This window comes from Microbacterium jejuense, from assembly GCF_019511665.1.
Classification (GTDB): Bacteria; Actinomycetota; Actinomycetes; order Actinomycetales; family Microbacteriaceae; genus Microbacterium; species Microbacterium jejuense_A.
Genome location: NZ_JAEUAW010000004.1, coordinates 135,607 through 161,762, shown reverse-complemented (window position 1 = coordinate 161,762; position 26,156 = coordinate 135,607). Strand labels below are relative to the sequence as shown.

General features: G+C 71.9%; 26 protein-coding genes, 1 tRNA gene and 1 pseudogene. 18 read left to right on the top strand and 10 right to left on the bottom strand.

Annotation, left to right across the window (positions count from 1 at the left end; translation table 11 throughout):
- From hemE to JNB62_RS19660, 8 genes and pseudogenes are all read left to right on the top strand, one after another.
- Complete coding sequence (gene hemE / locus JNB62_RS06690) at window positions 1–1,056, top strand: uroporphyrinogen decarboxylase (RefSeq protein WP_220300287.1); 1,056 nt, start codon at window positions 1–3, stop codon at window positions 1,054–1,056.
- Window positions 1,049–2,263, top strand: coding sequence for a protoporphyrinogen/coproporphyrinogen oxidase (locus JNB62_RS06685; protein ID WP_220300089.1), 1,215 nt, complete (start codon window positions 1,049–1,051; stop codon window positions 2,261–2,263). The genes hemE and JNB62_RS06685 overlap by 8 nt, the downstream gene beginning before the upstream one ends.
- A gap of 165 nt (window positions 2,264–2,428) precedes the next feature.
- On the top strand, window positions 2,429–3,112 hold the full coding sequence (gene hemQ / locus JNB62_RS06680) for a hydrogen peroxide-dependent heme synthase (RefSeq protein WP_220300088.1): 684 nt from the start codon (window positions 2,429–2,431) through the stop codon (window positions 3,110–3,112).
- Window positions 3,109–4,020 carry a hydroxymethylbilane synthase gene (hemC, locus tag JNB62_RS06675; protein ID WP_220300087.1) on the top strand — a complete coding sequence of 304 codons (912 nt, stop codon included), beginning with the start codon at window positions 3,109–3,111 and terminating at the stop codon, window positions 4,018–4,020. The genes hemQ and hemC overlap by 4 nt, the downstream gene beginning before the upstream one ends.
- Complete coding sequence (gene hemB / locus JNB62_RS06670) at window positions 4,017–4,985, top strand: porphobilinogen synthase (protein WP_220300086.1); 969 nt, start codon at window positions 4,017–4,019, stop codon at window positions 4,983–4,985. The genes hemC and hemB overlap by 4 nt, the downstream gene beginning before the upstream one ends.
- Window positions 4,982–6,349, top strand: a complete 1,368-nt coding sequence (hemL, locus tag JNB62_RS06665) for a glutamate-1-semialdehyde 2,1-aminomutase (protein WP_220300085.1) — start codon at window positions 4,982–4,984, stop codon at window positions 6,347–6,349. Before hemB ends, hemL begins: the two co-directional genes overlap by 4 nt.
- A 113-nt stretch (window positions 6,350–6,462) precedes the next feature.
- Window positions 6,463–7,161 carry an ABC transporter ATP-binding protein gene (locus JNB62_RS06660; protein ID WP_220300084.1) on the top strand — a complete coding sequence of 233 codons (699 nt, stop codon included), beginning with the start codon at window positions 6,463–6,465 and terminating at the stop codon, window positions 7,159–7,161.
- A pseudogene (locus JNB62_RS19660) lies at window positions 7,158–7,604 on the top strand (FtsX-like permease family protein); the annotation flags it as partial. The gene JNB62_RS06660 and the pseudogene JNB62_RS19660, both read left to right, overlap by 4 nt.
- Before the next feature lie 110 nt (window positions 7,605–7,714).
- On the opposite strand, the gene JNB62_RS19165 reads toward JNB62_RS19660, so the two are convergent.
- Window positions 7,715–7,858, bottom strand: coding sequence for a hypothetical protein (locus tag JNB62_RS19165; protein WP_223230988.1), 144 nt, complete (start codon window positions 7,856–7,858; stop codon window positions 7,715–7,717).
- A 149-nt stretch (window positions 7,859–8,007) separates the two neighbouring features.
- Here JNB62_RS19165 and JNB62_RS19160 point away from each other — a divergent pair, with 149 nt between their 5' ends.
- The gene (locus JNB62_RS19160) at window positions 8,008–8,478 is read left to right on the top strand and encodes a hypothetical protein (protein WP_223230987.1); all 471 of its coding nucleotides are present in this window, start codon (window positions 8,008–8,010) and stop codon (window positions 8,476–8,478) included.
- Between the two features lie 54 nt (window positions 8,479–8,532).
- Window positions 8,533–9,495 (top strand): magnesium transporter CorA family protein, encoded by a 963-nt coding sequence (locus JNB62_RS06650; RefSeq protein WP_220300083.1) that lies wholly within the window; start codon window positions 8,533–8,535, stop codon window positions 9,493–9,495.
- Here JNB62_RS06650 and JNB62_RS06645 read toward each other — a convergent pair.
- Window positions 9,483–10,727, bottom strand: coding sequence for an MFS transporter (locus tag JNB62_RS06645; protein WP_220300082.1), 1,245 nt, complete (start codon window positions 10,725–10,727; stop codon window positions 9,483–9,485). The two genes, JNB62_RS06650 and JNB62_RS06645, sit on opposite strands and share 13 nt — an antisense overlap.
- A gap of 70 nt (window positions 10,728–10,797) precedes the next feature.
- Here JNB62_RS06645 and JNB62_RS06640 point away from each other — a divergent pair, with 70 nt between their 5' ends.
- On the top strand, window positions 10,798–11,499 hold the full coding sequence (locus JNB62_RS06640) for a GntR family transcriptional regulator (protein ID WP_220300081.1): 702 nt from the start codon (window positions 10,798–10,800) through the stop codon (window positions 11,497–11,499).
- A 43-nt stretch (window positions 11,500–11,542) separates the two neighbouring features.
- Here the strand turns inward: JNB62_RS06640 and JNB62_RS06635 are convergent.
- The 4 genes from JNB62_RS06635 to galU form a co-directional block, all read right to left on the bottom strand.
- Window positions 11,543–11,618 (bottom strand) — tRNA-Ala (locus JNB62_RS06635).
- Window positions 11,619–11,685: 67 nt separating this feature from the next.
- Complete coding sequence (locus tag JNB62_RS06630) at window positions 11,686–12,657, bottom strand: large exoprotein (RefSeq protein ID WP_220300080.1); 972 nt, start codon at window positions 12,655–12,657, stop codon at window positions 11,686–11,688.
- A 75-nt stretch (window positions 12,658–12,732) separates the two neighbouring features.
- Window positions 12,733–13,362, bottom strand: a complete 630-nt coding sequence (locus JNB62_RS06625) for a GNAT family N-acetyltransferase (protein WP_220300079.1) — start codon at window positions 13,360–13,362, stop codon at window positions 12,733–12,735.
- A 23-nt stretch (window positions 13,363–13,385) separates the two neighbouring features.
- On the bottom strand, window positions 13,386–14,273 hold the full coding sequence (galU, locus tag JNB62_RS06620) for a UTP--glucose-1-phosphate uridylyltransferase GalU (protein WP_220300078.1): 888 nt from the start codon (window positions 14,271–14,273) through the stop codon (window positions 13,386–13,388).
- A gap of 81 nt (window positions 14,274–14,354) precedes the next feature.
- Here galU and JNB62_RS06615 point away from each other — a divergent pair, with 81 nt between their 5' ends.
- From JNB62_RS06615 to mscL, 3 genes are read left to right on the top strand one after another with little or no spacing between them, the layout of a single operon-like run.
- Window positions 14,355–14,951 carry a 5-formyltetrahydrofolate cyclo-ligase gene (locus tag JNB62_RS06615; protein ID WP_220300077.1) on the top strand — a complete coding sequence of 199 codons (597 nt, stop codon included), beginning with the start codon at window positions 14,355–14,357 and terminating at the stop codon, window positions 14,949–14,951.
- A gap of 19 nt (window positions 14,952–14,970) precedes the next feature.
- Window positions 14,971–15,252 carry an FmdB family zinc ribbon protein gene (locus tag JNB62_RS06610; RefSeq protein ID WP_220300076.1) on the top strand — a complete coding sequence of 94 codons (282 nt, stop codon included), beginning with the start codon at window positions 14,971–14,973 and terminating at the stop codon, window positions 15,250–15,252.
- A gap of 44 nt (window positions 15,253–15,296) precedes the next feature.
- A complete protein-coding gene (gene mscL, locus JNB62_RS06605; protein ID WP_220300075.1) occupies window positions 15,297–15,710 on the top strand; it encodes a large conductance mechanosensitive channel protein MscL in 414 nt (137 codons plus the stop codon).
- A gap of 21 nt (window positions 15,711–15,731) precedes the next feature.
- On the opposite strand, the gene JNB62_RS06600 is transcribed toward mscL, so the two are convergent.
- A complete protein-coding gene (locus JNB62_RS06600; protein WP_220300074.1) occupies window positions 15,732–15,932 on the bottom strand; it encodes a hypothetical protein in 201 nt (66 codons plus the stop codon).
- A complete protein-coding gene (locus JNB62_RS06595) occupies window positions 15,919–19,650 on the bottom strand; it encodes an AAA family ATPase (RefSeq protein WP_220300286.1) in 3,732 nt (1,243 codons plus the stop codon). Before JNB62_RS06595 ends, JNB62_RS06600 begins: the two co-directional genes overlap by 14 nt.
- A gap of 209 nt (window positions 19,651–19,859) precedes the next feature.
- Here JNB62_RS06595 and JNB62_RS06590 point away from each other — a divergent pair, with 209 nt between their 5' ends.
- From JNB62_RS06590 to JNB62_RS06580, 3 genes are all read left to right on the top strand, one after another.
- A complete protein-coding gene (locus JNB62_RS06590) occupies window positions 19,860–20,495 on the top strand; it encodes a methylated-DNA--[protein]-cysteine S-methyltransferase (RefSeq protein WP_220300073.1) in 636 nt (211 codons plus the stop codon).
- 133 nt (window positions 20,496–20,628) lie between these two features.
- Window positions 20,629–21,552: a helix-turn-helix transcriptional regulator gene (locus JNB62_RS06585; protein ID WP_308291742.1), complete on the top strand. Its 924-nt coding sequence runs from the start codon at window positions 20,629–20,631 to the stop codon at window positions 21,550–21,552.
- 79 nt (window positions 21,553–21,631) lie between these two features.
- Window positions 21,632–21,982 (top strand): histone-like nucleoid-structuring protein Lsr2, encoded by a 351-nt coding sequence (locus tag JNB62_RS06580; RefSeq protein WP_220300072.1) that lies wholly within the window; start codon window positions 21,632–21,634, stop codon window positions 21,980–21,982.
- 55 nt (window positions 21,983–22,037) lie between these two features.
- Here JNB62_RS06580 and pntB read toward each other — a convergent pair whose 3' ends face one another.
- Together pntB and JNB62_RS06570 are read right to left on the bottom strand one after the other, a co-directional pair.
- Window positions 22,038–23,459 (bottom strand): Re/Si-specific NAD(P)(+) transhydrogenase subunit beta, encoded by a 1,422-nt coding sequence (gene pntB, locus JNB62_RS06575; RefSeq protein WP_220300071.1) that lies wholly within the window; start codon window positions 23,457–23,459, stop codon window positions 22,038–22,040.
- Window positions 23,456–25,003 (bottom strand): Re/Si-specific NAD(P)(+) transhydrogenase subunit alpha, encoded by a 1,548-nt coding sequence (locus JNB62_RS06570; RefSeq protein WP_220300070.1) that lies wholly within the window; start codon window positions 25,001–25,003, stop codon window positions 23,456–23,458. Before JNB62_RS06570 ends, pntB begins: the two co-directional genes overlap by 4 nt.
- 159 nt (window positions 25,004–25,162) lie before the next feature.
- Between JNB62_RS06570 and JNB62_RS06565 the strand changes: the two genes are divergently transcribed.
- The gene (locus tag JNB62_RS06565; RefSeq protein ID WP_220300069.1) at window positions 25,163–26,155 is read left to right on the top strand and encodes a phosphodiester glycosidase family protein; all 993 of its coding nucleotides are present in this window, start codon (window positions 25,163–25,165) and stop codon (window positions 26,153–26,155) included.
- Window position 26,156 lies beyond the last annotated feature (1 nt).

Here is a 26,156-nt window from a genome sequence, read left to right as displayed (position 1 = left end):
ATGTTGCATGACTCTCACCCTTCCGTCCTCCAGAGAAACGATCCCCCCGCGCTGATACGCGCGTACCGGGGCGATCGGCCCGCGGTGACGCCGGTGTGGTTCATGCGGCAGGCGGGCCGCTCCCTTCCCGAGTACCGCGAGCTGCGCGTCGGCACCGACATGCTCGACGCGTGCCTGAACCCCGAGCTGGCCAGCGAGATCACCCTGCAGCCGGTGCGTCGGCACGGCGTCGACGCGGGCATCTTCTTCAGCGACATCGTGATCCCGGTGCGCCTGGCGGGCGTCGACGTGCGCATCGTCGCCGGCCGCGGTCCCGTGCTCGAGAACCCGGTCCGCACCGCGGCAGACGTGGCGTCGCTGCCCCCGCTCGACCCCGCGGCGCTCGCTCCCATCCGCGAGGCCGTCGCCCTCACCGTGGCCGAGCTCGGCACGACGCCGCTCATCGGCTTCGCGGGCGCCCCGTACACGCTCGCGTCGTACCTCGTCGAGGGCGGCCCGTCCAAGGAGCAGCTCAAGACCCGCGCGCTGATGCACTCCGACCCCGACACGTGGGCCGCGCTGCTGACGTGGTGCGCCGGAATCACGGGCGCGTTCCTGCGGGCGCAGCTCGAGGCCGGCGCGTCGGCGGGCCAGCTGTTCGACTCGTGGGCGGGCTCGCTGAGCCTCGCCGACTACACGCAGCACGTCGCGCCGTTCTCGTCCCTCGCCCTCGACGCCGTGCGCGACCTGGAAGTGCCGCTCGTGCACTTCGGCGTCGGCACCGGCGAGCTCCTCGCCGCGATGCGCGACGTCGGCGTCGACGCCGTGGGCGTCGACTGGCGCCTGCCGCTCGACGAGGCCGTACGACGCGTCGGTCAGGGTGTCACGGTGCAGGGCAACATCGACCCCGCGCTGCTGCGCGCTCCGTGGCCGGTGCTCGAAGCGCACCTCGTGGACGTCCTCGAGCGCGGCAAGGCGGCCCGTGCCCACGTGCTCAACCTCGGCCACGGTGTGCCGCCCGACACCGACCCGACCGTCCTCACGCGCATCGTGGAGTTCGTGCACGCGCATGCCTGACCGCTCCGGCCGCTTCTCGATCGTCGGCGGCGGCGTCGGCGGGCTCGTGGTGGCCCGGCGGCTCGCGGCCTCGGGGGCGCGCGTGACGGTGTTCGAGGCATCCGATCGCCTCGGCGGCACCGTCGCCCGCCACGAGGTCGCCGGGATCGGATTGGATGCCGCCGCCGAGAGCTTCGCCGTCCGCGGCGGCGTCGTAGCGGGCCTGCTCGCCGAGCTCGGGCTGCAGGACGACATCGTGGCGCCCGCGCCGGGGCCGGCCTGGCTGCAGCCGGTCGCGGGCGACGCCGTGCCGCTGCCGGCGACGGCCCTGCTCGGCATTCCGGCGGACCCGCTGGCGGACGACGTCGTGCGGGTCGTCGGCCGCCCGGTGGCCGAGCGCGCCGTCGAACTCGACGGGCTGCCGCTGGACGACGTCCCCGCGACGCTCGGTGCCCTCGTGCGGTCGCGCTACGGGGACGGCCTGCTCGACGGGCTCGTCGCACCCGTCGTGCACGGCGTGCACTCGCAGCACCCCGACGACCTGCCGGTCGCCCGCGCCCACCCGGGCCTGGGCGACGCCGTGCGCGAGGCCGGGTCCTTGCACGCCGCGGTCGCGCGACTGCGCGCGGCCGCTCCCCCGGGCTCCGCGGTCGCCGGCCTCCGCGGCGGCGTCCACCGCATCGTGCCCGCGCTCGCCGACGACCTCGAGCGCCACGGCGGCGAGGTGCGCCTGAACGCGCGCGTCGACGATGTGTCGGCGCTCGACGGCACCGTGGTCGTCGCCGCGCCGGGCGTCGCGTCGACGCCGGGCCCCGGCCGGCGCATCGATCTCGTCACGCTGGTGGTCGAGCAGGCCGAATTGGATGCCGCACCCCGCGGCACCGGCCTGCTGGTCGCCGCGGGGGCCCCGGTGGGCGCCCGCGCCCTCACGCACGCCACGGCCAAGTGGGCGTGGCTGCGGGAGGCCGCCGCCGGGCGGCACATCCTGCGACTGTCGTACGACCAGACCCCCGCCGACCCGGTGGGCGCGGCCCGCGCCGATGCCGAGACGCTGCTGGGCGTGAAGCTGCCGACCCTGGTCGACGCGGCGCACGTCTCGTGGATACGGCCGGGCGCGGCATCCATCCCTCCCGAGATGACGGTCGTGGGCGAGACCGTCGCGGGCTCGGGTCTTGCGGGCATCGTGGCGCACGCCGAGCGGACGGCGACGGGCCTGCTCGCCCGCTGAGCGCCCGCTGTCCTCCGTCCCCACGCTTCGTCTCGCCGGCGCTCGCTCAGCGACCGGGTGCCCGATCACCGGACGCTGAGCGAGGGAGGAACGACCGAGACCAAGCGCCACCTGTACCGCCCCGCGGCCGAGAGCGTGCTCAGCGAGGCGTGAAAAGATGGAACCATGACGGACACGCCGGCCCCGACCTCCCCTGACACCCTCGGCTACACCCTGTGGGCCGTGTTCCGGCGAGACCCGTCCCGCCCGGCTGGGGAGGGCGATCTGGCTGCCGCCGTCGCCGAGGTCGAGGCGTCCGGGGTCGTCGTCCGCGGCTTCTACGACGTGTCGGGGCTGCGCGCCGACGCCGACCTCATGATCTGGCTCACCGGCATCGGGGTGGCCCCCGAGGTGCTGCAGTCGGCGCTGCGGACGCTGCGCCGCGCCGAGCCGCTCGCGAGCCTGCTCCCCGTGTGGAACGTCATGGGCGTGCACCGCGACGCCGAGTTCTCGGCATCCCACCTGCCCGCGTTCATGCGCGACAAGGACCCCGAGGCGTGGCTCACCGTCTACCCCTTCGTCCGGTCGTACGACTGGTACATCCTTCCCGACGACGAGCGCCGCCAGATGCTCGCCGACCACGGCCGCAAGGGCGCCGCGCACCGCACGGTGCTGAGCAACACCGTGGCGTCGTTCGCGCTCGGCGACTACGAGTGGATCCTCGCGCTCGAGGCGCCCGAGCTCGTCGAGCTGGTCGACCTCATGCGCGACCTGCGCCAGACAGAGGCCCGCCGGCACGTGCGCGAAGAGGTGCCGTTCTTCACCGGGCGCCGCATCGGCCTCGATGAGATCGCCGAGGTGCTGGCATGACCACCCTGCGGATCGGGACGCGCGGCAGCACGCTCGCCCTCGCCCAGACCGGCATGTTCGCGGACGACCTCGCCGACGCGACCGGCGTGACGACCGAGATCGTCACGATCACGACCGACGGCGACCGCTCCAACGAGCCGCTGTCGCGGGCAGGCGGCACGGGCCTGTTCACCGGCGCCCTGCGCGACGCGCTCGAAGCGGGCGAGTGCGACGTGATCGTCCACTCGCTGAAAGACCTTCCCACGGCGCCGCACGAGCGGCTCGTGGTCGCCGCGATCCCCACCCGTGAGGACCCGCGCGACGCACTCGTCTCCCGCGACGGCCTCACGCTCGACCAGCTGCCCGCCGGCGCCCGCGTGGGCACCGGCTCGCCGCGCCGCATGGCCCAGCTGCGCGCCCGTCGGCCCGACCTCGAGGTCGTCGACATCCGCGGAAACGTCGACACGCGCCTGGGCAAGGTCACCAGCGGAGAACTGGATGCCGTCATCCTGGCCGCCGCGGGCCTTCGGCGCATCGCACGCGCCGATGTGGTGACCGAGTTCCTCGACGCCGACGCGTGGCCCACCGCGCCGGGTCAGGGTGCCCTGGCGGTCGAGGTGCGCCGCGGTCAGGAGGACCTCGTGAGCGCCCTCGACCACGCCGAGACCCGCGCCGCCGTCGAAGCCGAGCGCGAGGTGCTCGCGCTGCTCGAAGCGGGCTGCTCCGCGCCCGTGGGCGCGCGGGCCGTCGTCGACGCCGGCCTGCTGCTGCTGTCGGCGAGCGTCTACAGCCTCGACGGCACCACCGTCCTCACCTCGTCGCACGCGGCGGTCTGGCCCGATGCCGACGCTCCGCGCGACATCGCGACCGCCGTCGCGCGCGAGCTGCTCGCCGCCGGCGCCGCCGACCTGACCGGAGAACGCCCGTGACCACGGACCGCCCCCGTCGCCTGCGCGCGACGCCCGCCATGCGCCGGCTCGTCGCCGAGACGCGCCTGCACCCCGCCGAGCTGATCCTGCCCGTCTTCGTGCGCGAGGGCGCCGGCGCGCCCGTGCCGATCTCGTCCATGCCCGGCGTCGTGCAGCACACCACGGAATCGCTCAAGGGCGTCGTGGCGGATGCCGCGTCCGCCGGCATCGGCGGCATCATGCTGTTCGGCGTGCCCGAGCACAAAGACGCGGTGGGATCCGGCGCGACCGACCCCGACGGCATCCTCAACGTCGCCACACGCGTCGCGGTCGCCGAGGCGGGCGACGCTCTCGTCGTGCAGACCGACCTCTGCCTCGACGAGTTCACCGATCACGGCCACTGCGGTGTGCTCGATGCGAACGGCTACGTCGACAACGACGCGACGCTCGACCGCTACCGCGAGATGGGCGTGGCGCAGGCGCAGGCGGGGTCCCAGCTGCTCGGACTGTCGGGCATGATGGACGGCCAGGTCGCCGCCGTGCGCGACGCGCTCGACGACGCGGGGTACGCGAACACACCGATCCTCGCGTACGCCGCCAAGTACGCCTCGGCGTTCTACGGCCCGTTCCGCGAGGCCGTGCAGTCCTCGCTCGTGGGCGATCGCCGCACCTACCAGCAGGACCCGGCCAACCGTCGTGAGGGGGCCCGCGAGCTCGAGCTCGACCTCGCCGAGGGCGCCGACATCGTCATGGTCAAGCCCGCGATGAGCTATCTCGACGTGCTGGCGGATGCCGCGGCATCCAGCCCCGTCCCGGTGTGGGCGTACCAGGTGTCGGGCGAGTACGCCATGATCGAGGCGGCCGCCGCCCACGGCTGGATCGACCGCCGCCGTGCGATCGAGGAGTCGGTGGTCGGCATCCGCCGCGCCGGCGCCGACGCCGTGCTGACCTACTGGGCCCTCGAGCTGGCGGAGTGGATCCGATGACGACCAACGCCCAGGAATTCGACCGCGCCCGCGGCGCCATGCCGGGCGGCGTGAACTCGCCGGTGCGCGCCTTCGGCTCGGTGGCCGAGACGCCGCGGTTCTTCGTGTCGGCGTCCGGTCCGTACGTCACCGACGTCGAGGGTCGCGAGTACGTCGACCTCGTCGGCTCGTGGGGTCCGGCCATCCTCGGCCACGCGCACCCCGCCGTCGTGACGGCGGTGCAGGATGCCGCAGCCCGGGGCCTCGGGTTCGGCGCGAGCACGCCGGGCGAGACCGAGCTGGCCGAGCTCATCGCCGCCCGCGTCACCCGTCCCCCGCTCGTTGAGCGAGCGAGGAACGAGCGAGACGAAACGCCGCGAGCCGGCCTCGAGACGCACCCCGTGGAACGCGTCCGGCTCGTGTCGACGGGCACCGAGGCGACGATGACGGCCATCCGCCTCGCCCGCGGTGCGACCGGTCGCGACCTCGTCGTGAAGTTCGCCGGGCACTACCACGGCCACTCGGACGGTCTGCTGGCCGAGGCGGGGTCGGGCGTCGCGACGCTCGCGATGCCGGGCTCGGCCGGCGTCCCCGCGGCCATCGCCGCGCAGACACTCGTCATCCCCTACAACGACCTCGACGCGGTGCGCGAGGTGTTCGCCGCTCGCGGCGACGAGATCGCCGCGGTGATCGTCGAGGCAGCGCCTGCCAACATGGGCATCGTCCCGCCCGCGCACGGCTTCAACGCCGCGCTCGCCGACATCGCCCACGCCCACGGCGCGCTGCTGATCCTCGACGAGGTGCTCACGGGCTTCCGCGTCGGACCGGCCGGCTGGTACGGCATCGACCCGGTGCCGTTCGCGCCCGACCTCATCACCTTCGGAAAGGTCGTCGGCGGCGGGCTGCCGCTGGCCGCGATCGGCGGCCCGGCGGCGCTCATGGAGCTGCTGGCGCCCCTCGGTCCCGTCTACCAGGCGGGCACGCTGAGCGGCAATCCGCTCGCCGTCGCGGCCGGGCGGGCGACGCTCGACCACCTCGACGCCGCCGCGTACGAGCGCATCGACACCGCGGCCGCGACGGTCGCGGAGGCGACGACGGCCGCCCTGCACGAGGCAGGCGTCACGCACGTGCTGCAGCGCTCGGGAAACCTGTTCTCGATCCAGTTCGCCGCCGAGCCGCCCATCGACTACGACACCGTGAAGGCACAGGAGGCGTTCCGCTATCCGCCGTTCTTCCGGGCCATGCTCGCGCAGGGCGTGTCGCTGCCGCCGTCGGTCTTCGAAGCGTGGTTCGTGTCGGCATCCCACGATGACACCGCCGTATCGCGCATCGTCGACGCCCTACCTGCCGCTGCGCGCGCGGCGGCGGAGGCCACGCCGGACTGACCCGCTCGGCACCCACGTGCCGGGGCGGGATCATCCGCGGGGATGACGCCGGGCAGGGCGGATCCCTCTCGCGCCCGACGCGCCGCGCCACCCGTGCGCGGCACGGTGGAAGCATGAGTTCTTTCGTGATCGAGGCCACCGGCCTCGAGAAGTCCTTCGGCACGACGCGGGCGCTGGCGGGGGTGTCGCTCGCCGTTCGCGCGGGCGAGTCGCTGGCCATCATGGGCGCCTCCGGATCGGGCAAGACCACGCTGCTGCACTGCCTCGCCGGCATCACGCTCCCCGACGCAGGGACCGTCGCCTTCGACGGCCGCGCGGGCCGGGTGAAGGTGAACGCGCTGAACGAGCGGGACCGCTCGCAGCTGCGCCGCGAGCAGTTCGGGTTCGTCTTCCAGCAGGGGCTGCTGATCCCCGAGCTCACCGCCATCGAGAACGTCGCCCTGGCCCTCATGCTGAACGGCATGACCCGTCGTGAAGCCGTTCCGCACGCCGCCGGCTGGCTCGCCGCGCTGGGCCTCACCGGCATGGAGGACCGCCGCATCGGACAGCTCTCGGGCGGCCAGGCGCAGCGCGTGGCCATCGCCCGCGCTCAGGTCACCGGAGCGGTCGTCGTGTTCGCAGACGAGCCCACGGGTGCCCTGGACTCCGCGACCTCCGCCGACGTGATCGGCGCGCTCCTGCACTCGACGACCGGCCAGGGCCGCACGCTCGTCATGGTCACCCACGACGCCGAGGTCGCCTCCCGGTGCTCACGCATCGTCGAGGTGCGCGACGGCCGGATCGTCGGCGAGCGCGTCGGAGCCGCGGCATGATCGCGCGCGTCGCGTGGCTGCTGGCTCGGCCGGGGGCGTCGGGGTTCGCGACGCTCGCCCTGCCGGCCACCGCGTTCGCCATCGTGACCGCGCTGCTGCTGACCGTCCTCGGCGGTGCCCAGTCGTTCTGGACGTGGACGGACGACATCGCGTTCACGTATCAGCTGCTCGCCGTCGTCGCCCTGGTCCTTCTGGTGGTTCCGCTGGCGTCGCTCGGCGGCGCGGCCGCGCGGCTCTCGGCACGCCGCCGTGACGACCGGCTCGCGACGCTGCGGCTGCTCGGCGCGACCCCCGCGACGGTCTCGGCCCTCGCCGTGCTCGAATCGACCGTGCTCGCCCTCGCCGGTGCGCTCGCGGGGGTGGTCGTCTACTTCGCGATCGTCCCCGCGCTCGCCCTCGTCCCGTTCCGCGGCGAGCCGCTCGGCATCGGCGGGGTCGTGCTGAGCGCTCCGGCGATCGCGGGAACCGTGCTCGGGATCGCGGTGCTGGCCGCCGTCAGCGCAATGGTGGGTCTGCGCCAGGTCGTCATCTCGCCGCTCGGCGTGCGCACGCGTCAGGACGCGCCGAAGCTCTCGTGGCTGCGCGCGGGGATCGCCGCGGCCGTCGTCGTCCTGTCGTTCGGCCTGATGAGCGTGCTGCAGGTCGCCGGCAGCGCCATGGTGATCGTCGCGTTCCTCGCCGCTGCGTTCGGCGGCACCCTCGCCGTCCTCAACCTCGTCGGACCGTGGGTCATCCGCCTCGTGGCGCAGGGGCAGGCCCAGCGATCGGCCCGCCCCGCCAAGCTGCTCGCCGCGCGCTCGGCTGGAGTCCCCGAAGGCCGCCTGGCGCCAGGTGTCGGGCGTCGCCATGACGAGCTTCATGGCCGTCTTCGCGGGCGTCGGCATCGCCGTCGCCGACCTCGCCGGTGGCGAGGGCCTGGACGCGGAGTCGGCGCAGCTGTTCGCCGACGTGCGCACCGGCATCCTCATCACGGTCGTCGGCTCCTTCCTGATGGTCGCGTGCTCCGTCGGCGTCAACCAGGCGGCCGGCATCCTCGACCGCCGCGACCTCTACCGCTCGCTCGACATGCTCGGGATGCCCCAGCGCACGATGGATGCCGCACGCCGGCGCGCCGTCATGTCGCCGCTGCGCCTCACGGCGATCGGCTCGGCCGTGATCGCCGCCGTCGTGATGCTCCCGTTGACGGGCGTCGCGCTCCTCGTCCAGCCGCTGGCGCTGATCGTCATCGCCGCGGTGCTGGCGGCGGGGATCGGCGTGGTCGCGCTGGGCCTCAGCGTGACCAAGCCCCTCCTGCGCCGGGCCGCGACAGACGGCTGAGTCGCGTCCCTGCGGCGTCCGCGCATGGCTTCACCCGCGAATTAGGGTGAAGCCATGCGCATCCTCGATTCCATCGACGACGAGCTCATCGGGCAGCTGCGTCGTGACCACGAGTTCTTCTGGCTGGATGCCACGGACCTGCCCGCCGACGAGATCAAGCGTCTCGGCGCACTCCTCGACCTGCATCCGCTCGCCGTCGAAGACAGCATGCTGTTCGGCCAGCGCCCGAAGCTCGACACCTACGGCGACACCGCGCTCCTCGTGCTGCAGGGCGCCGTGTCATCGCAGCCCGAGGACCGCAACATCCACCCGCTCGAAGAGATCCACTGCCACCTCAGCGGCGACTTCATCGTCACGCTGCACCGGCGTCCGTATCCGGATCTCGCCCGGGTCGTGCCGCTGTTCTCGAATGCGAAGACCGCCAAGAGCGAGCAGTACCACGTCTACAAGATCATCGACGTCATCGTCGACAGCTACTTTCCGATGCTCGGCGACCTCGAGGAGCAGATCAACGACCTCGAAGACGCGATCACGTCAGGCGGCGGACGCCGTGAGCTGGAAGAGACGTTCCGCCTCAAGCGGCTGCTGCTGCACCTGCGCAGGGCCGTCGTGCCGATGCGCGACGTGTTCGCGCGCGAGATCGAGGTGATCGCCGATCTCGCCGGGCTCGAGGCCGACAGCCACGACTACTTCCGCGATGTCTACGACCATCTCCTCCGCATCAACGACGAGCTCGACGCCGACCACGAGATGGTGACCGGCTGCACCGACCTGTACCTGTCGACCGTCGCGAACCGGCAGGGCGAGACATCCAAGCAGCTCGCGATCATCGCGTCGATCTTCCTGCCGCTGAGCTTTCTCACCGGGTTCTTCGGCATGAACTTCGGCTGGGCGGTGACACACGTCTTCGACGGACCCTGGGCGTTCTTCGGGCTCGGCCTCGGCACGATGGCGATCTCGGCCGGCGGCATGTGGCTGTTCTTCCGGCGCAAGGGCTGGACGGGTCAGGACGGCTGACGCTCCGCGGATTCGTCGATCCCGTGCTGATCCCGCGAGGGCAGGAGGCCGAGCGACACGAGCGGCGTGACGGCGACCAGTGCGAAGGCGAGCGGGTACCCCACCGCCGTGATGAGGGCGCCGACGACCGGACCGACGACGGAGGCGGTCAGGAACTGCCCCGTGTTCTGGATCCCCAGCGCCCGGCCCGCCCAGCGCGGGCCGGCAGCCTCCGCGACCGATGTGAAGGCCAGTCCGTTGTCGGCGACGCTGATCGTGGCCGCGATGACGAAGACCGCCGCGGCGACGATGTCCCAGTGCGCCCAGCCCGCGGCTCCCAGGGCGACCATCGCGATGACACCGGCGATGGCGACCCAGCGCAGCACTCCGACACGCGTGCCCACGCGGTCGCTGAGGTGGCCGATGACGATGCGCCCCAGGGCTCCGACGAACTGGGATGCCGCCACCAGGAGTCCCGCCGCCGTCGCGTTCCATCCCATCCCCGCCGTCAGCCACACCAGACCGAACGTCGACAGCGTGAACTGCGGGAAGACGAGCAGCGCCGAGACGACGTGGATGCGCAGCAGGAAGCGGTCGCGGGTATACGGATTGGCGGTGCGGGGAGCCGCAGCACCGACCGGCGCGCTCGGACGCGGCGGGTTGCGTATGCCCCACGCGCACAGCACCGTCAGCACGAGAGCGGCGGCGCCCGAGAGCACGAACGGCGCGGCGAGCCCGTACCCCGAGGCCAGGGCGGGGACGGTCAGCGCGGCGACGGCCACACCCAGCGGCTGCGACATCTGGCGGATGCCCATCGCGAGCCCGCGGCGCTCGCGCGGGAACCAGCCGACCACGATACGGCCGCTGGCAGAGTTGGTGCTCGCCGATGCCGCTCCGCCCAGCACCAGGACGACGGCGAGCCACGCGTAGCCGTCGACGGCCAGCGCCGCGAACGCGAACAGCGAGGTCAGGGCGAGGCCCCCGGCGATGACCCACCGCTCTCCGAAGCGGTCGGCCGCCGCTCCCCACAGCACGAGCGTGAGCACCATGCCGAAGGTCGGCGCCGCGGCGAGCAGGCCGGCCTGCGCGAGCGGCATCCCCTGCTCGGAGTGCAGCAGCGGGATGAGGTACGCAGGCGTCGAGACGAGCAGCGTTCCTGTCGCCTGCGCCGCGACACCGAGGCCGAGCATCACCCAGGCCTTCGCCGGGGTCCGCACGGTCCGCATCTGCGTCGTCGCCGCCTGGTTCGACATGGGCCTTCTCTCCGTCACACTGTTCGAATACCATTACGGTATACCACTCCGGTGCACCACAATGGATGCCATGAACGCAGCGAACGATGGAGGCCTGTACGACAGGCTCCGCACCGCGATCCTCTCCCTCGAGCTGATGCCCGGTGAACGACTGAGCGAACGCGGGCTGGAGTCCCTGCTCGGCGCGTCGCGCACGCCCATCCGCGCCGCGCTGATGCGGCTCGAGAACGAGGGGCTCACGCAGCGCGAGGGACGCGGCTGGCAGGTGGCGCCGATCGATCTGGCCGAGATCCGCGCGGTCATGGAGTATCGCGAGGCCGTCGAGGCCGCCGTGGTCGAGCATGCGGTCGAGCGCGCCGACGACGCCGAGCTGGCATCCCTCCGCGCGCTCGCGGACGCTCACCATCGCCACGACGACGAAGAGGTCGGCCTGCGCGACGGCAGCGACTTCCACCTCGCCCTGGCGCGCCTGTCGCGCAACCCGTTCCTCGCCGACGCGATGGCGGGCGCCCTGACCCGGTTGAGCCGCACGCGGTGGCTCGAGGTGCGCACGCCCGAGTCACGGGCGCAGGCTCGCGCCGAGCACATGCAGATCGCCGCAGCCGTCGCGGACCGCGACGCCGCCGCCGCCCGACGCCTCGTCGCGCAGCACAGCCGCGGCACCCGCGATCGCCTGCTGGCCTCGCTCGAAGAGGAGCGGCGTCGACTCCGCGGCCGTGGCGTCTCGATCATCGAGTCGTCGGCAGCTCCCCCGCCGCTGAAGGCCGTCTGAGACGCAGAAGAGCCCGCCGGATCCGGCGGGCTCTTCGGTGTTCTGGTGGACCTGAGGGGAATCGAACCCCTGACCTCCTCGATGCGAACGAGGCGCGCTACCAACTGCGCTACAGGCCCGTGAACCTCGAAAACACTATCACGGCTCGAAGCGTGCTCCGAATCGGCCGGCGACCCCGGGCGCGCCTCACTGACCCGCTGCGCGGCGGCTCAGCAGGTCGCGCACGTGCGCCTCGATCTCGGCGTCGTCGACGTACCCCATCCGCGAGTAGTCGGTGCCCGGCGAGGTCGTCCGTGCCGTCCGAGCCGTGTCGATCGACGGCGGACGCTGGTCCTCCGCTCGCGCCCGCATCGCCTCTTCGAGGGCTGCCTGACGCAGTGCGGCGCGAGCGGCCTGCGCGTCCAGCACGGCGGCCGCGCGCGATCCGGCGGACGCGGTGAGCGGCTGCGGCAGGGTGCGCGGCTCCCACACCCGCTCCTCGACCTCGAGCGCGACATCCTGCACCGCCGTCGCGCGTCGGGGTGCGGCATCCGCCGACGCGGCGACAGCGCGCGCGGCGACCCGCGCGAGCCGGTGAAGGACGAGAAGGGATGCCGCAGCCAGTCCCACCCCCGTCCACAGGAGCGTCTGCACGCCGGCGGTGACGGTCTCGTACGCGCCCCACGCGGCCAGCCCGAGACCGAGCACCCCGACGAAGGTCGCGGCGAGGCGGAACCGGCGGCGCGCACGCGCGCGGCGGGCGGCCGGGAGGGCGCGCGCCGCTGCGAGCTCGGCACGCGCGGCAGCCTCGGCCGCGGCACGCTCCGCACGTGAGCGCTCCAGGTCGACCCGCGCGGCGGCCTCGGCGGCGACCCGCTCGGTGCGGGCGCGTTCGAGCTCGGCCTTCGCGCCTTCGAGGGCCGCCTGCTCGCGTTCGGCGAGAGCGCGCTTCGCGAGCCGCTGCTGGGCGGCGGCGGTGCGCGCGTTGAGCTCCAGCCGCACCTCTTCAGGCGTCTCACTCGTCTCGGCGAGCACCCGGAGCGCCTGGTTGAGCCGCACGGCGTTGCGCTCAGCGGCGTCGTACTGACGCCTGCTGTGCCACGACGGCAGCAGGTAGACCAGCCACAACGCCGCGGCGACGAGGACGATCACTCCCCCGCCCAGTACCTGCCCACCCATGCAGTCCACGGTAACGCGACGGCATCCCGCGGACACACGCATCCGCTCGCGTGTCGCGCGATGCGCGTCGTCGGCCTACGCGTGCAGGCGATCCGCGGGAGGGACGGTCGCCGCGTCCTGCGGCGCCCGACCGGACACCCACCGCTGCAGCACGCCCTCGGGCACGTCCTCTCGCACGAGGGCGAACGCGTAGTGGTCGCGCCAGTCCCCGTCGATGTGGATGAAGCGTCGCCGCAGGCCCTCGTAGCGGAACCCGAGCTTCTCGACGACGCGCAGGCTCGCCCGGTTCTCAGGCCGGATGCAGATCTCCATGCGGTGCAGGCGCAGCTCCGAGAAGCAGATGTCGGTCGCGAGCGCCACCGATGTGGGCGTGATGCCACGACCGGCGAATCGCTCGCTGACCCAGTAGCCGATCGTGGCCGATGCGAGCGAGCCGCGCGCGACGCCCCACACGTTGAGCTGTCCGGCGACCTCGCCGTCGTACTCCATGACGAACGGCACGCCGACGCCGTCGCGGTACTGCTGCAGCAGCCGGCGCACGCCGACGCGCATGTCGAACGACACAGGGCCGTCGGGGCTCGTGGCCTCCCACGGACGCAGCCAGCCGCGGTTGGCGAGCAGCTCGCTCTGCAGCACGCGCGCGTCGCGCTGCTTCACCAGCCGGATCGCCACCGGGCCATGGCTGCGGGGAGCCGTCAGATCCACGAGACTCCCTTGAACGGGCGGCGTCAGAGGTTCGCCGCGAACTCCTTGAACCAGGGACGCAGATCGGGACCGAGGTCTTCGCGATCGACCGCGAGCTGCACGATGGCCTTGATGTAGTCCACCCTATCGCCGGTGTCGTAGCGACGGCCACGGAAGACGACGCCGTACACGCCGGGTCCGTCTGGGTCGGCCGCGAGCTCCTGCAGTGCGTCGGTGAGCTGGATCTCGCCGCCCTTGCCGGGCTCCGTGCGCTCGAGGATGTCGAACACGGCGGGGCTGAGCACGTAGCGGCCGATGATCGCGAGGTTCGACGGGGCGTCCTCGGCGCTGGGCTTCTCGACGAGGCCGTTCACCTTGACGACGCCGTCCTGCTCGGTCGCCTCGGCCGACGCGACGCCGTAGAGGTGGATGTGCGATTGCGGCACCTCCATGAGGGCCACGATCGCGGCGCCCGTGCGCTCGTGCTCGGCGATCATCGTGGTCAGCAGCTCGTCGCGCTCGTCGATGAGGTCGTCGCCGAGCATGACCGCGAAGGAGGAGTCGCCGACGTGCGCCTTCGCACGCAGCACGGCGTGGCCGAGACCCTTCGGCTCGCCCTGGCGGACGAAATGGATGTCGGCGAGGTCGCTCGACTCCAGCACGCGGCGAAGGCGATCGACGTCGCCCTTGTCCTTCAGCTTCTCTTCGAGCTCGGGCACCGAGTCGAAGTGGTTCGAGATGGCGTTCTTGTTGCGACCGATGATCACGAGGATGTCATCGATGCCGGCCTGCGCGGCCTCCTCGACGACGTACTGGATCGCGGGCTTGTCGACGACCGGGAGCATCTCCTTGGGCATCGCCTTCGTCGCCGGGAGGAAGCGGGTACCGAGACCTGCGGCCGGGATCACGGCCTTGATCGGAGAGTGAGGCATTGTCCGAGTCTATGCCGCCAGGGTTATCGTTCCCGGTGGACATGGACGCGGTCTAGAATCCGCCGCCGTAGAATCGAGGGCATGTCCGACGCGATCGCCGACGCGAAGCGCGCGCTGCGAGCCGAGCTGCGCGAGCGCCGTCAGCTGCTCTCGGACGCGGCCCGCGAGGGCGCCGAGGCCGGTGTCCACGCGCAGCTCGATGCCCTCGTCGCCGAGCACGGCGCCCGCTCGATCTCGTGCTTCCTGTCCACCACGACCGAGCCCGGCACGCGTTCGTTCGTGGCGGATGCCGCGGCCCGCGGCATCCGGGTCCTCCTTCCCGTGACCCGCACCGACGGGCTGCTGGACTGGGCCGTCGCGACCCCCGACGGCGACATCGCCGAGGGGCTGTTCGGCCTCCCGGAGCCCGTGGGCGAGTTGCTCGGCCCCATCGCGCTGAACGACGTCGACCTGCTCGTCGTGCCCGCGGCCGCCGTCGACCGCACCGGCATGCGGCTCGGCTGGGGCCGCGGCTTCTACGACAAGACCCTCGGATCCATGGAGCGGTGCCCGCCCGTGTACGCCGTCGTGTACGACTCCGAGGTCGTCGACGAGGTGCCCAGCGACGTCCACGACCAGCGCGTCAGCGGCGTCGTGACCCCCACGCAGACCATCACCCTCGCGCCCACGCGGCGCTGACCCCCACCGAGCGAGAGAAATGCCCACCTACGCCTACGCCTGCAAGCAGTGCGGTCACCGCTTCGACGCGGTGCAGTCCTTCGCCGACCCCACCCTCACCGAGTGCCCCGAATGCGGCGGTCCGCTGCGCAAGGAGTACGGCTCGATCGGCGTGACGTTCAACGGCTCGGGCTTCTACCGCACCGATTCGCGCGCGGGGGCCAAGACCTCGGGATCGGATGCCTCGGGTAGCGGCTCCTCATCGACTTCGGCATCATCGAAGTCCGAGGCGAAGGCCTCGCCCGCGTCGTCCGGAGCCTGATCCGGAGCCCGATCCGTCGCGGGACGACACCCAGGGGGTACCACGTGATCAAGGGCTTCAAGGAATTCATCCTGCGCGGCAACGTCATCGACCTGGCGGTCGCGGTCGTGATCGGCGCGGCGTTCACGGCAATCGTCGGCGCACTCGTCGACGGCTTCATCAATCCGCTCATCGGCGTCGTCTTCCAGGTCGGCGACCTCAGCAGCTGGGTGTTGACCGTGCCGACGCTGTCGGGCGGGACCTCCACGTTCCAGATCGGCACGATCGTCGGCTCGATCATCAACTTCCTCGCGGTCGCGGTCATCGTGTACTTCGTGTTCGTCATGCCGATGAACCACTTCAAGGAGCGCCAGGCGGCCCGGGCCGGCGCCGGCCAGCCCGAGGCCGAGCCGCTGCCGACCGAGCAGGAGCTGCTCGTCCAGATCCGCGACCTGCTGCAGAAGTCGCCCGGCCGCTGAGCGGGCGAGACGACAAGCGCCCTAGTAGTGCGGGGGAACGTCGCGGCGCATGCGCTCGTCGTTCGGCCCCGCAGAACCGGTGGATGCCGCACCTCCTGCGGTCGCGGCATCCACCGGTTCATCGGCAGGGGTGGGCTCGGCGGTCGTGCCGGGGGCGGGCGTCAGCTTCGCACGCCGTGAACCGCGGACCCGCTCGATGCGCTGACGGTCACTCGACGACATCGATCGGCTGCGTCTCGTTGTCGACGCGCGGGGCATCCGGCGGCACGCCGAGCATCGCGGCGATCCGCTGAGCCACTTCGGCGGGGTCGCGGTACAGGTCGAACGAGTGCACGCGGACGTAGTGCCAGCCGAGGCGCCGCAGCACCTGCGGGCGCAGCCGCAGCGACTCGCGCAGCGACTCGCCCACCGTCTCGGGGTCGCTCTCGACGACGACGGCCTTGCCGTCGTACTGCGCCACGAGCGGCAGCAGGCCGCGGTAGTGCACGTCGACCGACAGCCCGGCGCGCCGCAGCTCGCGCGCGAGCGCGCGGGTCAGCGGATCGGCGAGGTCTTCGAGCCGTGCCTCGCGCGATCGGGCGGCGATGTTGCCGAGGATCGACATGAGCGTCGCCGCGCCGTACTCCAGGCGGCCGTCGTCGAATGCCGACGGGCGGATGGACGACACGATCACCATCGACCGGCGCGCACGGGTCATGCCGACGGTGAGCAGTCGTTCGCCGTCGGGGGTCGACAGGTCGCCGAAGTCGCTCAGCACGCGGCCGTGCTTGGTGAGACCGAAGCCGAGCGAGAAGATCACGCGGTCGCGGCTCTCGGCCACCGACTCCTCGAGCGTGAGCACGGCGAACGGCTCAGCGGTGTCGCGTGAGACGAAGTCCGCGACGTCGGACCGGCCGACGAACGCCGCCTCGACGGCACCGCGGATGCGCTCGGCATGACGCGCGCTCGCTGTCACGACCATGAGCGACTCGGTGCCGCGGTTGACGGCGTGCTCGACGACGAGAGTCACGACGCGCGCGACCTCGGAATCGGGACTCTCGACGGCGCCCGTCACGGGATCGGGTGCGCCGTGGCCCCCCTCGACATAGTCCACCGCGAGGCTGCCGCGTCCGAGGTACGACCCCGCCCACGGCAGCGACACGAGCTCGCCCCCGTAGAACGCGTCGTTCACGAGCGCCGCCAGGTCTTCGCCGCCCGCGCGGTAGCTGCGGGTCAGCGTCTCGACCGGGAACAGCTCGGCCAGACGTTCGAACACGCTGGTGTGGTCGAACGGCACCTCGTCGTCGGCGGTCTCCTCCCCCGCCATCGCGGCGGGCGCGGAGGGCGCGGCCGAGTAGGCGGCGGCGACCACGAAGGGCGTCGGCTTCTGCGTCACGGGATCGCCGAACGCCACGACCTGCCTCGCCCGTCGCAGGGCGGGTGCGGCCTCCGCGAGGCACAGGGCCCCAGCATCCGCCAGCACGACGACGTCGAAGGCCGCTGCCTCGGGGATCCGTGGCACCTCGTAGGGCGACGCGAGCCACACCGGCGCCAGCGTGCGCGACAGGGTCGGTGCGACGGCGAAGAGCTCGGCGGGCGTCACGGCACCACGTTTGAGTGCCTGCTTGAGCGCGGCAGCCTCATCGGCGTGGTCGACGATGCCGATCCGCCACTGCGTGGCCAGCTGCGCAGCCAGAAGCGGACCGGATGCCGCCGCATGCGCCTCGTCGACGAGACGGAAGTCCCGCTCCAGGCGGTCGACGACCGCGGTGTTGGCGCCGAGGACGGCCCGATCCGTGCGCAGCACCAGTTCGAGCGCGGACTGCCACCACGCGAACTCGAGTTCGGCCGCCACCTGCTCTTCGGGAACGTGCCGCACCGAGAGCTCGAGCAGCAGCGGCTCCAGTCCCAGGGCCGCCAGCTCGGTGCGCAGCGTGGCGCGCTCCTTGAGGTTGTCGAAGACGTCGGAGTCCGCGGCAAGGCCCGCGAGCGTGCGCACGAGCTGCTTCACGGGCAGCGCTCCGAGGCGATCGGGTCCGCTGCGGCCGAGCACGCTGTCGAGTTCGCCGAGCTCGGACTCGACGCGGTGCCACGCGACCTGCACGTCGCCGAGGCCCAGCGGCACCTCGGGCGTCACGCCGGCCTCGACGTACCGCTGCCACTCCGTGCGCTGCTGCTGGATGCGCACGAGCGCCTCGTACATGTCGGGCACGTGGACGCCCGGACGCAGGTACTCGCGCGACAGGCGGCGCAGCCGGCGGCGGTTCGCCCCGGTCATGTCGGGTGCGTCGCGTCGGGCCGCGTGCGCCTGGATCAGCTCGCCCAGCGGACGCTCGAAGACCGTCATGCTGAACTTGTCGAGCGAGTCGCGGATGCCCTGCATGAGGCGCAGGTAGACCCCGAGCTCATCGACGGTCTGGAAGGGGCGCATGCGCGTCTGGCCGACCAGTTCGTAGCCGCGCTCCAGCAGCGTGGGCAGATCGCTGCGCTGCAGCTTTCCGGCCAGCGCATGCGCGGCCCGCGCCTCTTCGACGGTCGAGAACGTGACGCCGTACCACGGCGAGTCGTCGGGACCGAAGCGGAACTCCCCGAGCCGCGCGGCCGCCGCGAGCTTGGCCGCCGCCTCCGGGCGCGTGGTCGCAAGGCGCTCGAGCGCCTCCTCGTCGAAGCGCGCCTCGGTCGCCGGTGCCGCGCCGGACTCCGCGAGCGTCGCGAGGGCGCGCAGGATGTCGAGCACCGAGACGCCGAGCGACGGATGCGGGTCGGTCACCGCGGAGCGGTAGTCGCCGAGCACGCCGCGCAGGCGCACGAGCGCGTCGTCGATGTCGGCGACCTTGGGGGTCTCGGCCTTCTCGTTGCGGCCGATCGCGCGGATGAGGTCGCGCTGCAGCCGGTCGGGCGACACCGCGAGCCCTGGCAGCCCGATCCCCGCGAGGCGATGGCGGACGCCGTCGAGCGTCGAGCGTCGCGCGCTCACGACGAGCACGTTCTTGCCGGCACGGACCAGCTGGCCGACCGTGTTGATGACGGTCTGCGTGCCGCCGGTGCCGGGCAGCGTGTGCACCACGATCGACTGGCCGTCGGCGATGCGCGCCAGCACCCGTTCCTGTTCGGAGTCCGCGTCCAGCAGCAGCGTGTCCGCCGCCGGCGGACGATGGTCGGGGCTCGTCGGAACGGGTCCGTCGCGACGGATGGTCAGCGACTCGCGGTCCGAGACGTGGCCCGCGAGCGCGTTGAGCACGGGGTGGTCGAGGTTCGTGGCGTCCGCCGCCATGCTCCCGCCCACGTCCGCGAAGCTCGAGACGAGCAGGCGGGGCTTCACGACGTAGCTGTCGATGGACGCGGTGAGTGCGCGCAGGTGGTCGATCACCGGCTGCGGCTTGAACAGCCCGCCCTCGTAGGCGAGCGCGGCGAGGCCTCCCGCGTCGATCGCGATGCCGAAGTGCCGCCGCATCGCGCGCACCAGCTCGGGGTTGACCGAGAACGTCCCGTGCAGCTTGAGTTCGAAGTCGCCGTGGTGACGGCGGATCGCCAGCGGGCGCAGCAGCACAGGGGCGCTGCACACGAGCCCGCCGAGACGCCAGTGGGCGAGTCCCACCGCGAGGCGGACGGTGTCGAGCCCGCGCGTCGTGCGCAGCTCGAGGTCCTTCGCCGTGATGCGCTCGGCGGCCAGGCGCGCGCCGCGCAGCGCCACCTCGTCGCGGAAGAGGTTCGACAGCAGCGTCGACCTGCCGGTGATGAACTGCGGGAGGCTGCCGGGGTGCGCCTTCGTGATCTCGATCGCCGCGTCCTGGCCGTCGATGAAGTGCTGCAGCGTGGAGCGTCCGCCGAGCGCCGCGGACTGCAGACGCAGCCGGTCGCGCTCGGGTTCCGCGACGTGCACGACCGTCACGTCCGGTTCGGCGAGCCCGAGATCGCCGGGGGTCACGACCGACCCGCGTTCGGCGTCCTCTGCGCCCAACACGGCGCTCCGCTCTGCTCGCCACACACGAGCCACCCTAAACGGAGCATGCACGGGGTACTTGCAATGGACCTGAGTTTCGCGGTATTGGGCGGCCGGGCCGGCGTCCTCTCCTCCCCAGGCCACGGTTCGACCGGGGCGAGCGCCGGCTTCCCACATTCCGCGATCCCGCTGTCCGGAACGTCATCGCCCCGCGTCAGGATGGTCGCATGACCACGACGGATCCGCCCCGCTACCGCGTCCACCCGTCGCCCGTCGGCGACATCCTCATCGTCGTCACCGAGGACGGTATCGTGACGCTGCATCCCTTCGACGGCCCACTCGACAGCGAGATCGAGCGCGTCTCGCTGCGGCTCCACGCCGCGCCCGTCCCCGACGATGAGGGGGATGCCGCGGGCACCGCTTCGCCGAGCGCCGAGGCGGACCCGTTCGAGGTGGCCGCCGCCCAGCTCGACGAGTACTTCGACGGCGCCCGCACGCACTTCGACCTCCCGCTGGACTGGAGACTCGTGCGCGGCTTCACGCGAGCCGCGCTGGAGGCGGTGTGCGACATCCCCTATGGCGAGACCGCGGGCTACGGCGAAGTGGCCATCGCGGCCGGCACCCCCCGCGCCGCTCGAGCGGTGGGCACCGCGTGCGCCGCCACCCCGTTCTCGATCGTCGTCCCGGTGCACCGCGTCGTGCGTGCCGACGGCTCGATCGGCGAGTACGGCGGCCGGCCCGACATCAAGCGCTTCCTGCTCGACCTCGAACGCGAACCGAGCACCGGTGCCGAGCCAGGAAGGGGACGGAGCATCCCGCCCGCGCCGCAAGCCGCGCGAGACGCACAGACCGCGGGCGTGTAGGCCGCCCGCGCGGCGGGGCCCGAGGCGAGCGTCCGGGCCCCGCCCTCCCCCGGGTTCGCGTCGCACGCCCGGTGGTAATGTCGACGCGACGAAGACGGCGGCGAGGACGCCGTCACCCCGGAAGTAGGTAGTCGTGGGCGCGTCCCTCCCACACCAGGCACCGGGCCCTGACCGCGCTCGAGCGGGGGTCGGTGCTGCCTTCGGCGCACCCGACGACGACCTGAGCGATGCGCAGGCCCTCGACCACGCGGTCGCCGAGCTCGTACGACGCACGCGGTTCCCCGTCGCCTTCGGCGGTCTCGTGCTCGACGGCGCGATCCACGTCACCTCGATCCATGGCGCACGCACCCACAGCCTGGAGGGCCTCGTCGTCGAGGAGGCCCGCGGCCTGGGCGGTCGCGCGCTCATCGAGAAGCGCCCCCGCTTGGCCATCGACTACCGCTCCGCCCGCAGCATCACGCACGACTACGACCGGGCAGTGCTCGGCGAGGGCATCGCGACGCTGTTCGCCGTGCCGATCATGGTGTCGGGGCGTGCGCGCGGGGTCATCTACTGCGGCTCGTGGGCCGAGGCTCCCGTCGGCGACGTCGTGGCGCGTCCCGCCTTCGCCGTGGCCGACGAACTGTCGAGCGAGCTGCGCATCCGCGAAGAGGTGCAGCGCCGGTTGTCGAGGACCCACGGCGCGGCGACCCCCGCGGCCCTCCCGGCCGCGACGCGAGAGGGACTGCGCGAGAGCTACGCCGAGCTGCGCAGCATCTCCGCACTGGTGGCCGACCCTGCCGTGCGCGCGCGACTCGGGCGCCTCGAGCAGCGCCTGGCCTCGCTGTCGAACGACGCCGCCGAGCCGCCGCTCGAACTCGACGTGCGCCTGTCTCCTCGCGAGCTCGACGTCCTGGCCTGCGCCGCGCTCGGCTCGACCAACGCCGAGATCGCCGCGACACTGAACCTCAAAGAGGGCACGGTCAAGTCGTATCTGCAGTCTGCGATGGCGAAATTGGATGCCTCGACCCGCCATGCGGCGGTCGTCATGGCGCGCCGCGCGGGAATCCTTCCTTGACACCAATGCGCGGCTATTGTCGGCGCGTCGCGGCGAAATTCTTGGCACCATGCAATTGCCCTGCGTAATGTGATTGCACATGGCCCGAAAAATCATCCACCAGCTCGTCGACGACATCGACGGCACCGTCCTCGAAGTCGGCGACGGCGAGACCGTTCTTTTCTCGCTCGACGGCATCGCCTATGAGATCGACCTCTCCGCCGAGAATGCGGCCGCCCTGCGCGACGCCCTCTCGGCCTACACCTCAGCCGGTCGGCGTGTGAGCTCCGGCCGCACGGCCGCTCCCACCTCCGCTGCCGGCGGCCGCCGCCGCACGGGTCAGCGCGACCTCAGCGTCGTGCGTGAATGGGCGAAGGCGAACGGCTTCAAGGTCTCGGAGCGGGGCCGGGTTCCGGCATCCATTCTCGAGGCATACGACGCAGCGCACTGATCGATGTCGAAAGGCCCTCACGGTGATGAAGCCTCACCGTGAGGGCCTTTCGCTGTCACACGGCAATTCGTGAGAGCTGCATGAGAATCTCGTCGACTTTGTCTTTCGCGTCGCCGAAGAGCATCTGCGTGTTCTCGCGGAAGAACAGCGGATTGGCGACGCCGGCATATCCGGACGCCATCGACCGCTTGAAGACGATCACATTCGATGCTTCCCACACGCGCAGCACGGGCATTCCGGCGATCGGACTGGTGGGGTCCTCGGCCGCCGCAGGATTGACCGTGTCGTTCGCGCCGATGACGAGCACGACGTCGGTGTGCGCGAGGTCGTCGTTGATCTCGTCCATCTCGAGGACGATGTCGTAGGGGACCTTCGCCTCGGCGAGCAGCACGTTCATGTGCCCGGGAAGACGACCGGCGACGGGATGGATGCCGAACCGCACGTCGACGCCCCGTTCGCGCAGCTTCTGCACGAGGTCCGCGACACCGTGCTGCGCCTGCGCGACGGCCATGCCGTAGCCGGGGGTGATGACGACGGAACCGGCCCCCGCGAGCAGGTCCGCGGCACCGGCCGCGTCGATCTCGCGATGTTCTCCGTGCTCCTCGTCGCCGCCCTTCGGCGCCTCGATCCCGAACCCGCCCGCGATGACCGACAGGAACGAGCGGTTCATCGCCTTGCACATGATGTAGCTCAGGTACGCGCCCGACGAGCCCACCAGGGCCCCTGTGACGATCAGCAGGTCGTTGTTCAGCAGGAACCCGGCTGCGGCCGCCGCCCATCCCGAGTAGCTGTTGAGCATCGAGACGACGACGGGCATGTCGCCCCCGCCGATGGAGGCGACCAGGTGCCAGCCCAGCGCCAGCGCGAGCACGGTCACGAGCACGAGCAGCCACAGCTCGGGCGTGAGGACGTACCAGACGGTCAGGGCGACGAAGACGACGAGCGCCCCGACGTTGAGCGCGTTCTTGCCCGGAAGCATGAGCGGCCGCGACGAGATGCGGGCCGACAGCTTCAGGAACGCCACGATCGACCCCGTGAACGTCACACCGCCGATGAAGACGCCGATGAACACCTCGGCATGGTGGATGTCGGCGAGGGCGCCGTCGAGCCCGGCGTCGTACAGGGCGCCGTTCCAGCCCACCAGCACCGCGGCGAGACCGACGAAGGAGTGCAGTAGCGCGATGAGCTCCGGCATCCCCGTCATCTCGACGACGCGCGCCCGCCACAGCCCGATCGCCCCGCCGACGACCACGGCCGCCACGAGAAGGATGAGGCCCGTCGTCCCGGACGGGGTGCCCCACGCGCCGGCGGCCGTGAGCCACACCGTCGCCACCAGGGCGATGATCATGCCGACGATGCCGAACGTCACGCCGCGGCGGCTCGTCTCGTGCTTGCTGAGCCCCGCGAGGCTCAGGATGAACAGCAGGGCGGCGACGACGTAGGCCGCTCCCGCGACGGCACCTGCGACGGCGATCATCGGGCGTCGCCCTTCTGGAACATCGCGAGCATGCGGCGCGTGACGGCGAAGCCGCCGAAGATGTTGATGCTCGCCAGCAGCACCGCCACGGCGGCAAGGATCTGCACGGTCAGGTCGGGCGCCGTGATCTGCACCATGGCGCCGACCACGATGATGCCCGAGATGGCATTGGTGACGCTCATCAGCGGCGTGTGCAGCGCGTGCGCGACGTGCCCGATGACGTAGAAGCCGACGACCACCGCGAGCGTGAGCACGAGGAAGTGCTGCGGCAGCGGCGGCGGCGCGAACGCGCACACCGCGAACAGCGCGGCGATCCCCACGGCGACCAGCGCCGTGCGCGCACCGGCCGACATCGGAGCCCGCGCGGGCGGGGCCTCCGCGGGCACAGCCGGCGCCGCTGCCTGCGCCGCTGACACCTGGACGGGCGGCGGCGGCCACGTCACCGCGCCGTCGCGGACGACCGTGACGGCACGCTGAACGACGTCGTCGAAGTCGAGTGAGAGCACGCCGTCCTTGCCCGGCGTCAGGAGCTTCAGCAGATTGACGAGGTTCGTCGCGAACAGCTGTGACGCCTGCTGCGGCAGCCGGCCCGCGAGATCGGTGTAGCCGAGGATGACGACGCCGTTACTGGTGACGACCCTCTCCCCCGCGACCGAGCCCTCGACGTTGCCGCCCTGGCCGGCCGCCATGTCGACGATGACGCTGCCCGGCTTCATGCGCGCGACGTCGGCGGCGGTGATGAGTCGCGGCGCGGGCCGTCCGGGGATCAGCGCGGTCGTGATGATGATGTCGACGTCGGCGGCCTGCTCGGAGTAGATCTCGGCCGCCCGCCGGTCGTACGCCTCGCTCGTGGCCTTCGCGTAGCCGTCGGCCGACGCCTGCCTGTGCTCGTCGGCAACGACGACCTCGAGGTACTGGCCGCCGATCGACGCGACCTGGTCGGCCACCTCGGGGCGCGGATCCGTCGCGCGCACGATGGCGCCGAGGCTCGAGGCTGCGCCGATCGCCGCCAGCCCCGCCACGCCCGCTCCCGCCACGAGCACCTTCGCGGGCGGCACCTTGCCCGCCGCCGTGACCTGCCCGGTGAAGAACCGCCCGAACTCGTGGGCGGCCTCGACGACGGCGCGGTACCCGGCGATGTTGGCCATCGAGCTCAGCACGTCCATCGACTGCGCGCGCGAGATCCGCGGCACCGCGTCGAGGGCGACGGCCGTGATGCCCCGCGTGGCGAGCGCCTCGACGAGATCCGGCCGCAGCGCCGGGCTCAGCATCGCGACGACCGTCGCTCCATCGGCAAGCCGGTCGATCTCCGCCGGCGTCGGCGCGTTCACCTTCAGCACCACGGGCGACGCCCACGCCTCGGCCGCGTCGACCACGGAGGCTCCGGATGCCGCGTACGCGGCATCCGGGAACGACGACGCCGCCCCCGCACCGGCTTCGACGACGACGTCGTAGCCCAGGGTGATGAGTTTCGGAACGGTGGTGGGGGTCGCGGCCACCCGGTTCTCTCCGGGCGCTTCGGCGACGATGCCAATGCGGGTCATGCGTGCCACCATGTCAGACCGCCACCGTCGTACGCCACGGATGACAGCCGACACGGTCTAAGAAACCACCGAACTTTCTGATCGCATAAGGATTCTTCGCCGAGCGGCCTCATAGGCGACGGCAAGACGCGTCGTAAGCGGGGTCCGTACCCATGAAGCATGGACACTTCGCACAAGAAGCGGCGCACCCGCAACATCGTCATCGCCTCGGGTCTCGTTGTCGCGCTGAGCGCGGGCGGCGGGGCGGTGTGGGCGGCCGACCGCTTCCTGATCGAGCATGTCGAGATCGCCGACGTGTCGGAGTACGAGGCGCAGAACTCCACGACGTCCGCCGATCCGTCGACGACCGACGACGCCGAGACGGACGGAGCGACGGATGCCGCGACCACCGTCACCGATACGTCCTACTCCGACGGCTCGACGTCGATCACGATCTCGACGGTCACCGAGGGATCGGGCTCCGACACCGTGACGTACTACGTCGCCGACGTCACGCTCTCGGACGCCACGGCCGTGCGCAGCGCTTTCGCGAAGGACCAGTTCGGCGAGAACATCACCGAGACCACGAGCGCCATCGCGGCCGACAACAACGCGATCTTCGCCATCAACGGCGACTACTACGGCTTCCGCGACACCGGCATCGTCATCCGCAACGGCGTCGTCTTCCGTGACGAGCCGGCGCGGCAGGGGCTGGTGTTCTACACCGATGGCCGCGTCGCGGTGTACGACGAGACCACCACGACGGCCGACGAGCTCCTCGCCGACGGCGCCTGGAACACGCTGAGCTTCGGCCCTGCGATCGTCGAGGAGGGCTCTGTCGTCGACGGCATCGAAGACGTCGAGGTCGACACCAACTTCGGCAACCACTCGATCCAGGGCGACCAGCCCCGCACCGCCGTGGGAGTGATCGACGAGAACCACCTCGTGTTCGTCGTCGTCGACGGGCGGCAGTCGGGCTACAGCGCCGGCGTCACGCTCACCGAGCTCGCCGACATCATGATCGACCTCGGCGCCACCACGGCGTACAACCTCGACGGCGGCGGGTCTTCGACCATGTACTTCAACGGCGAGGTGGTCAACCAGCCGTCCAACGGCGGCGAGCGCGGCACGAGCGACATCCTCTACATCGCCGACGCGTCGGCGGAGGGGTGAG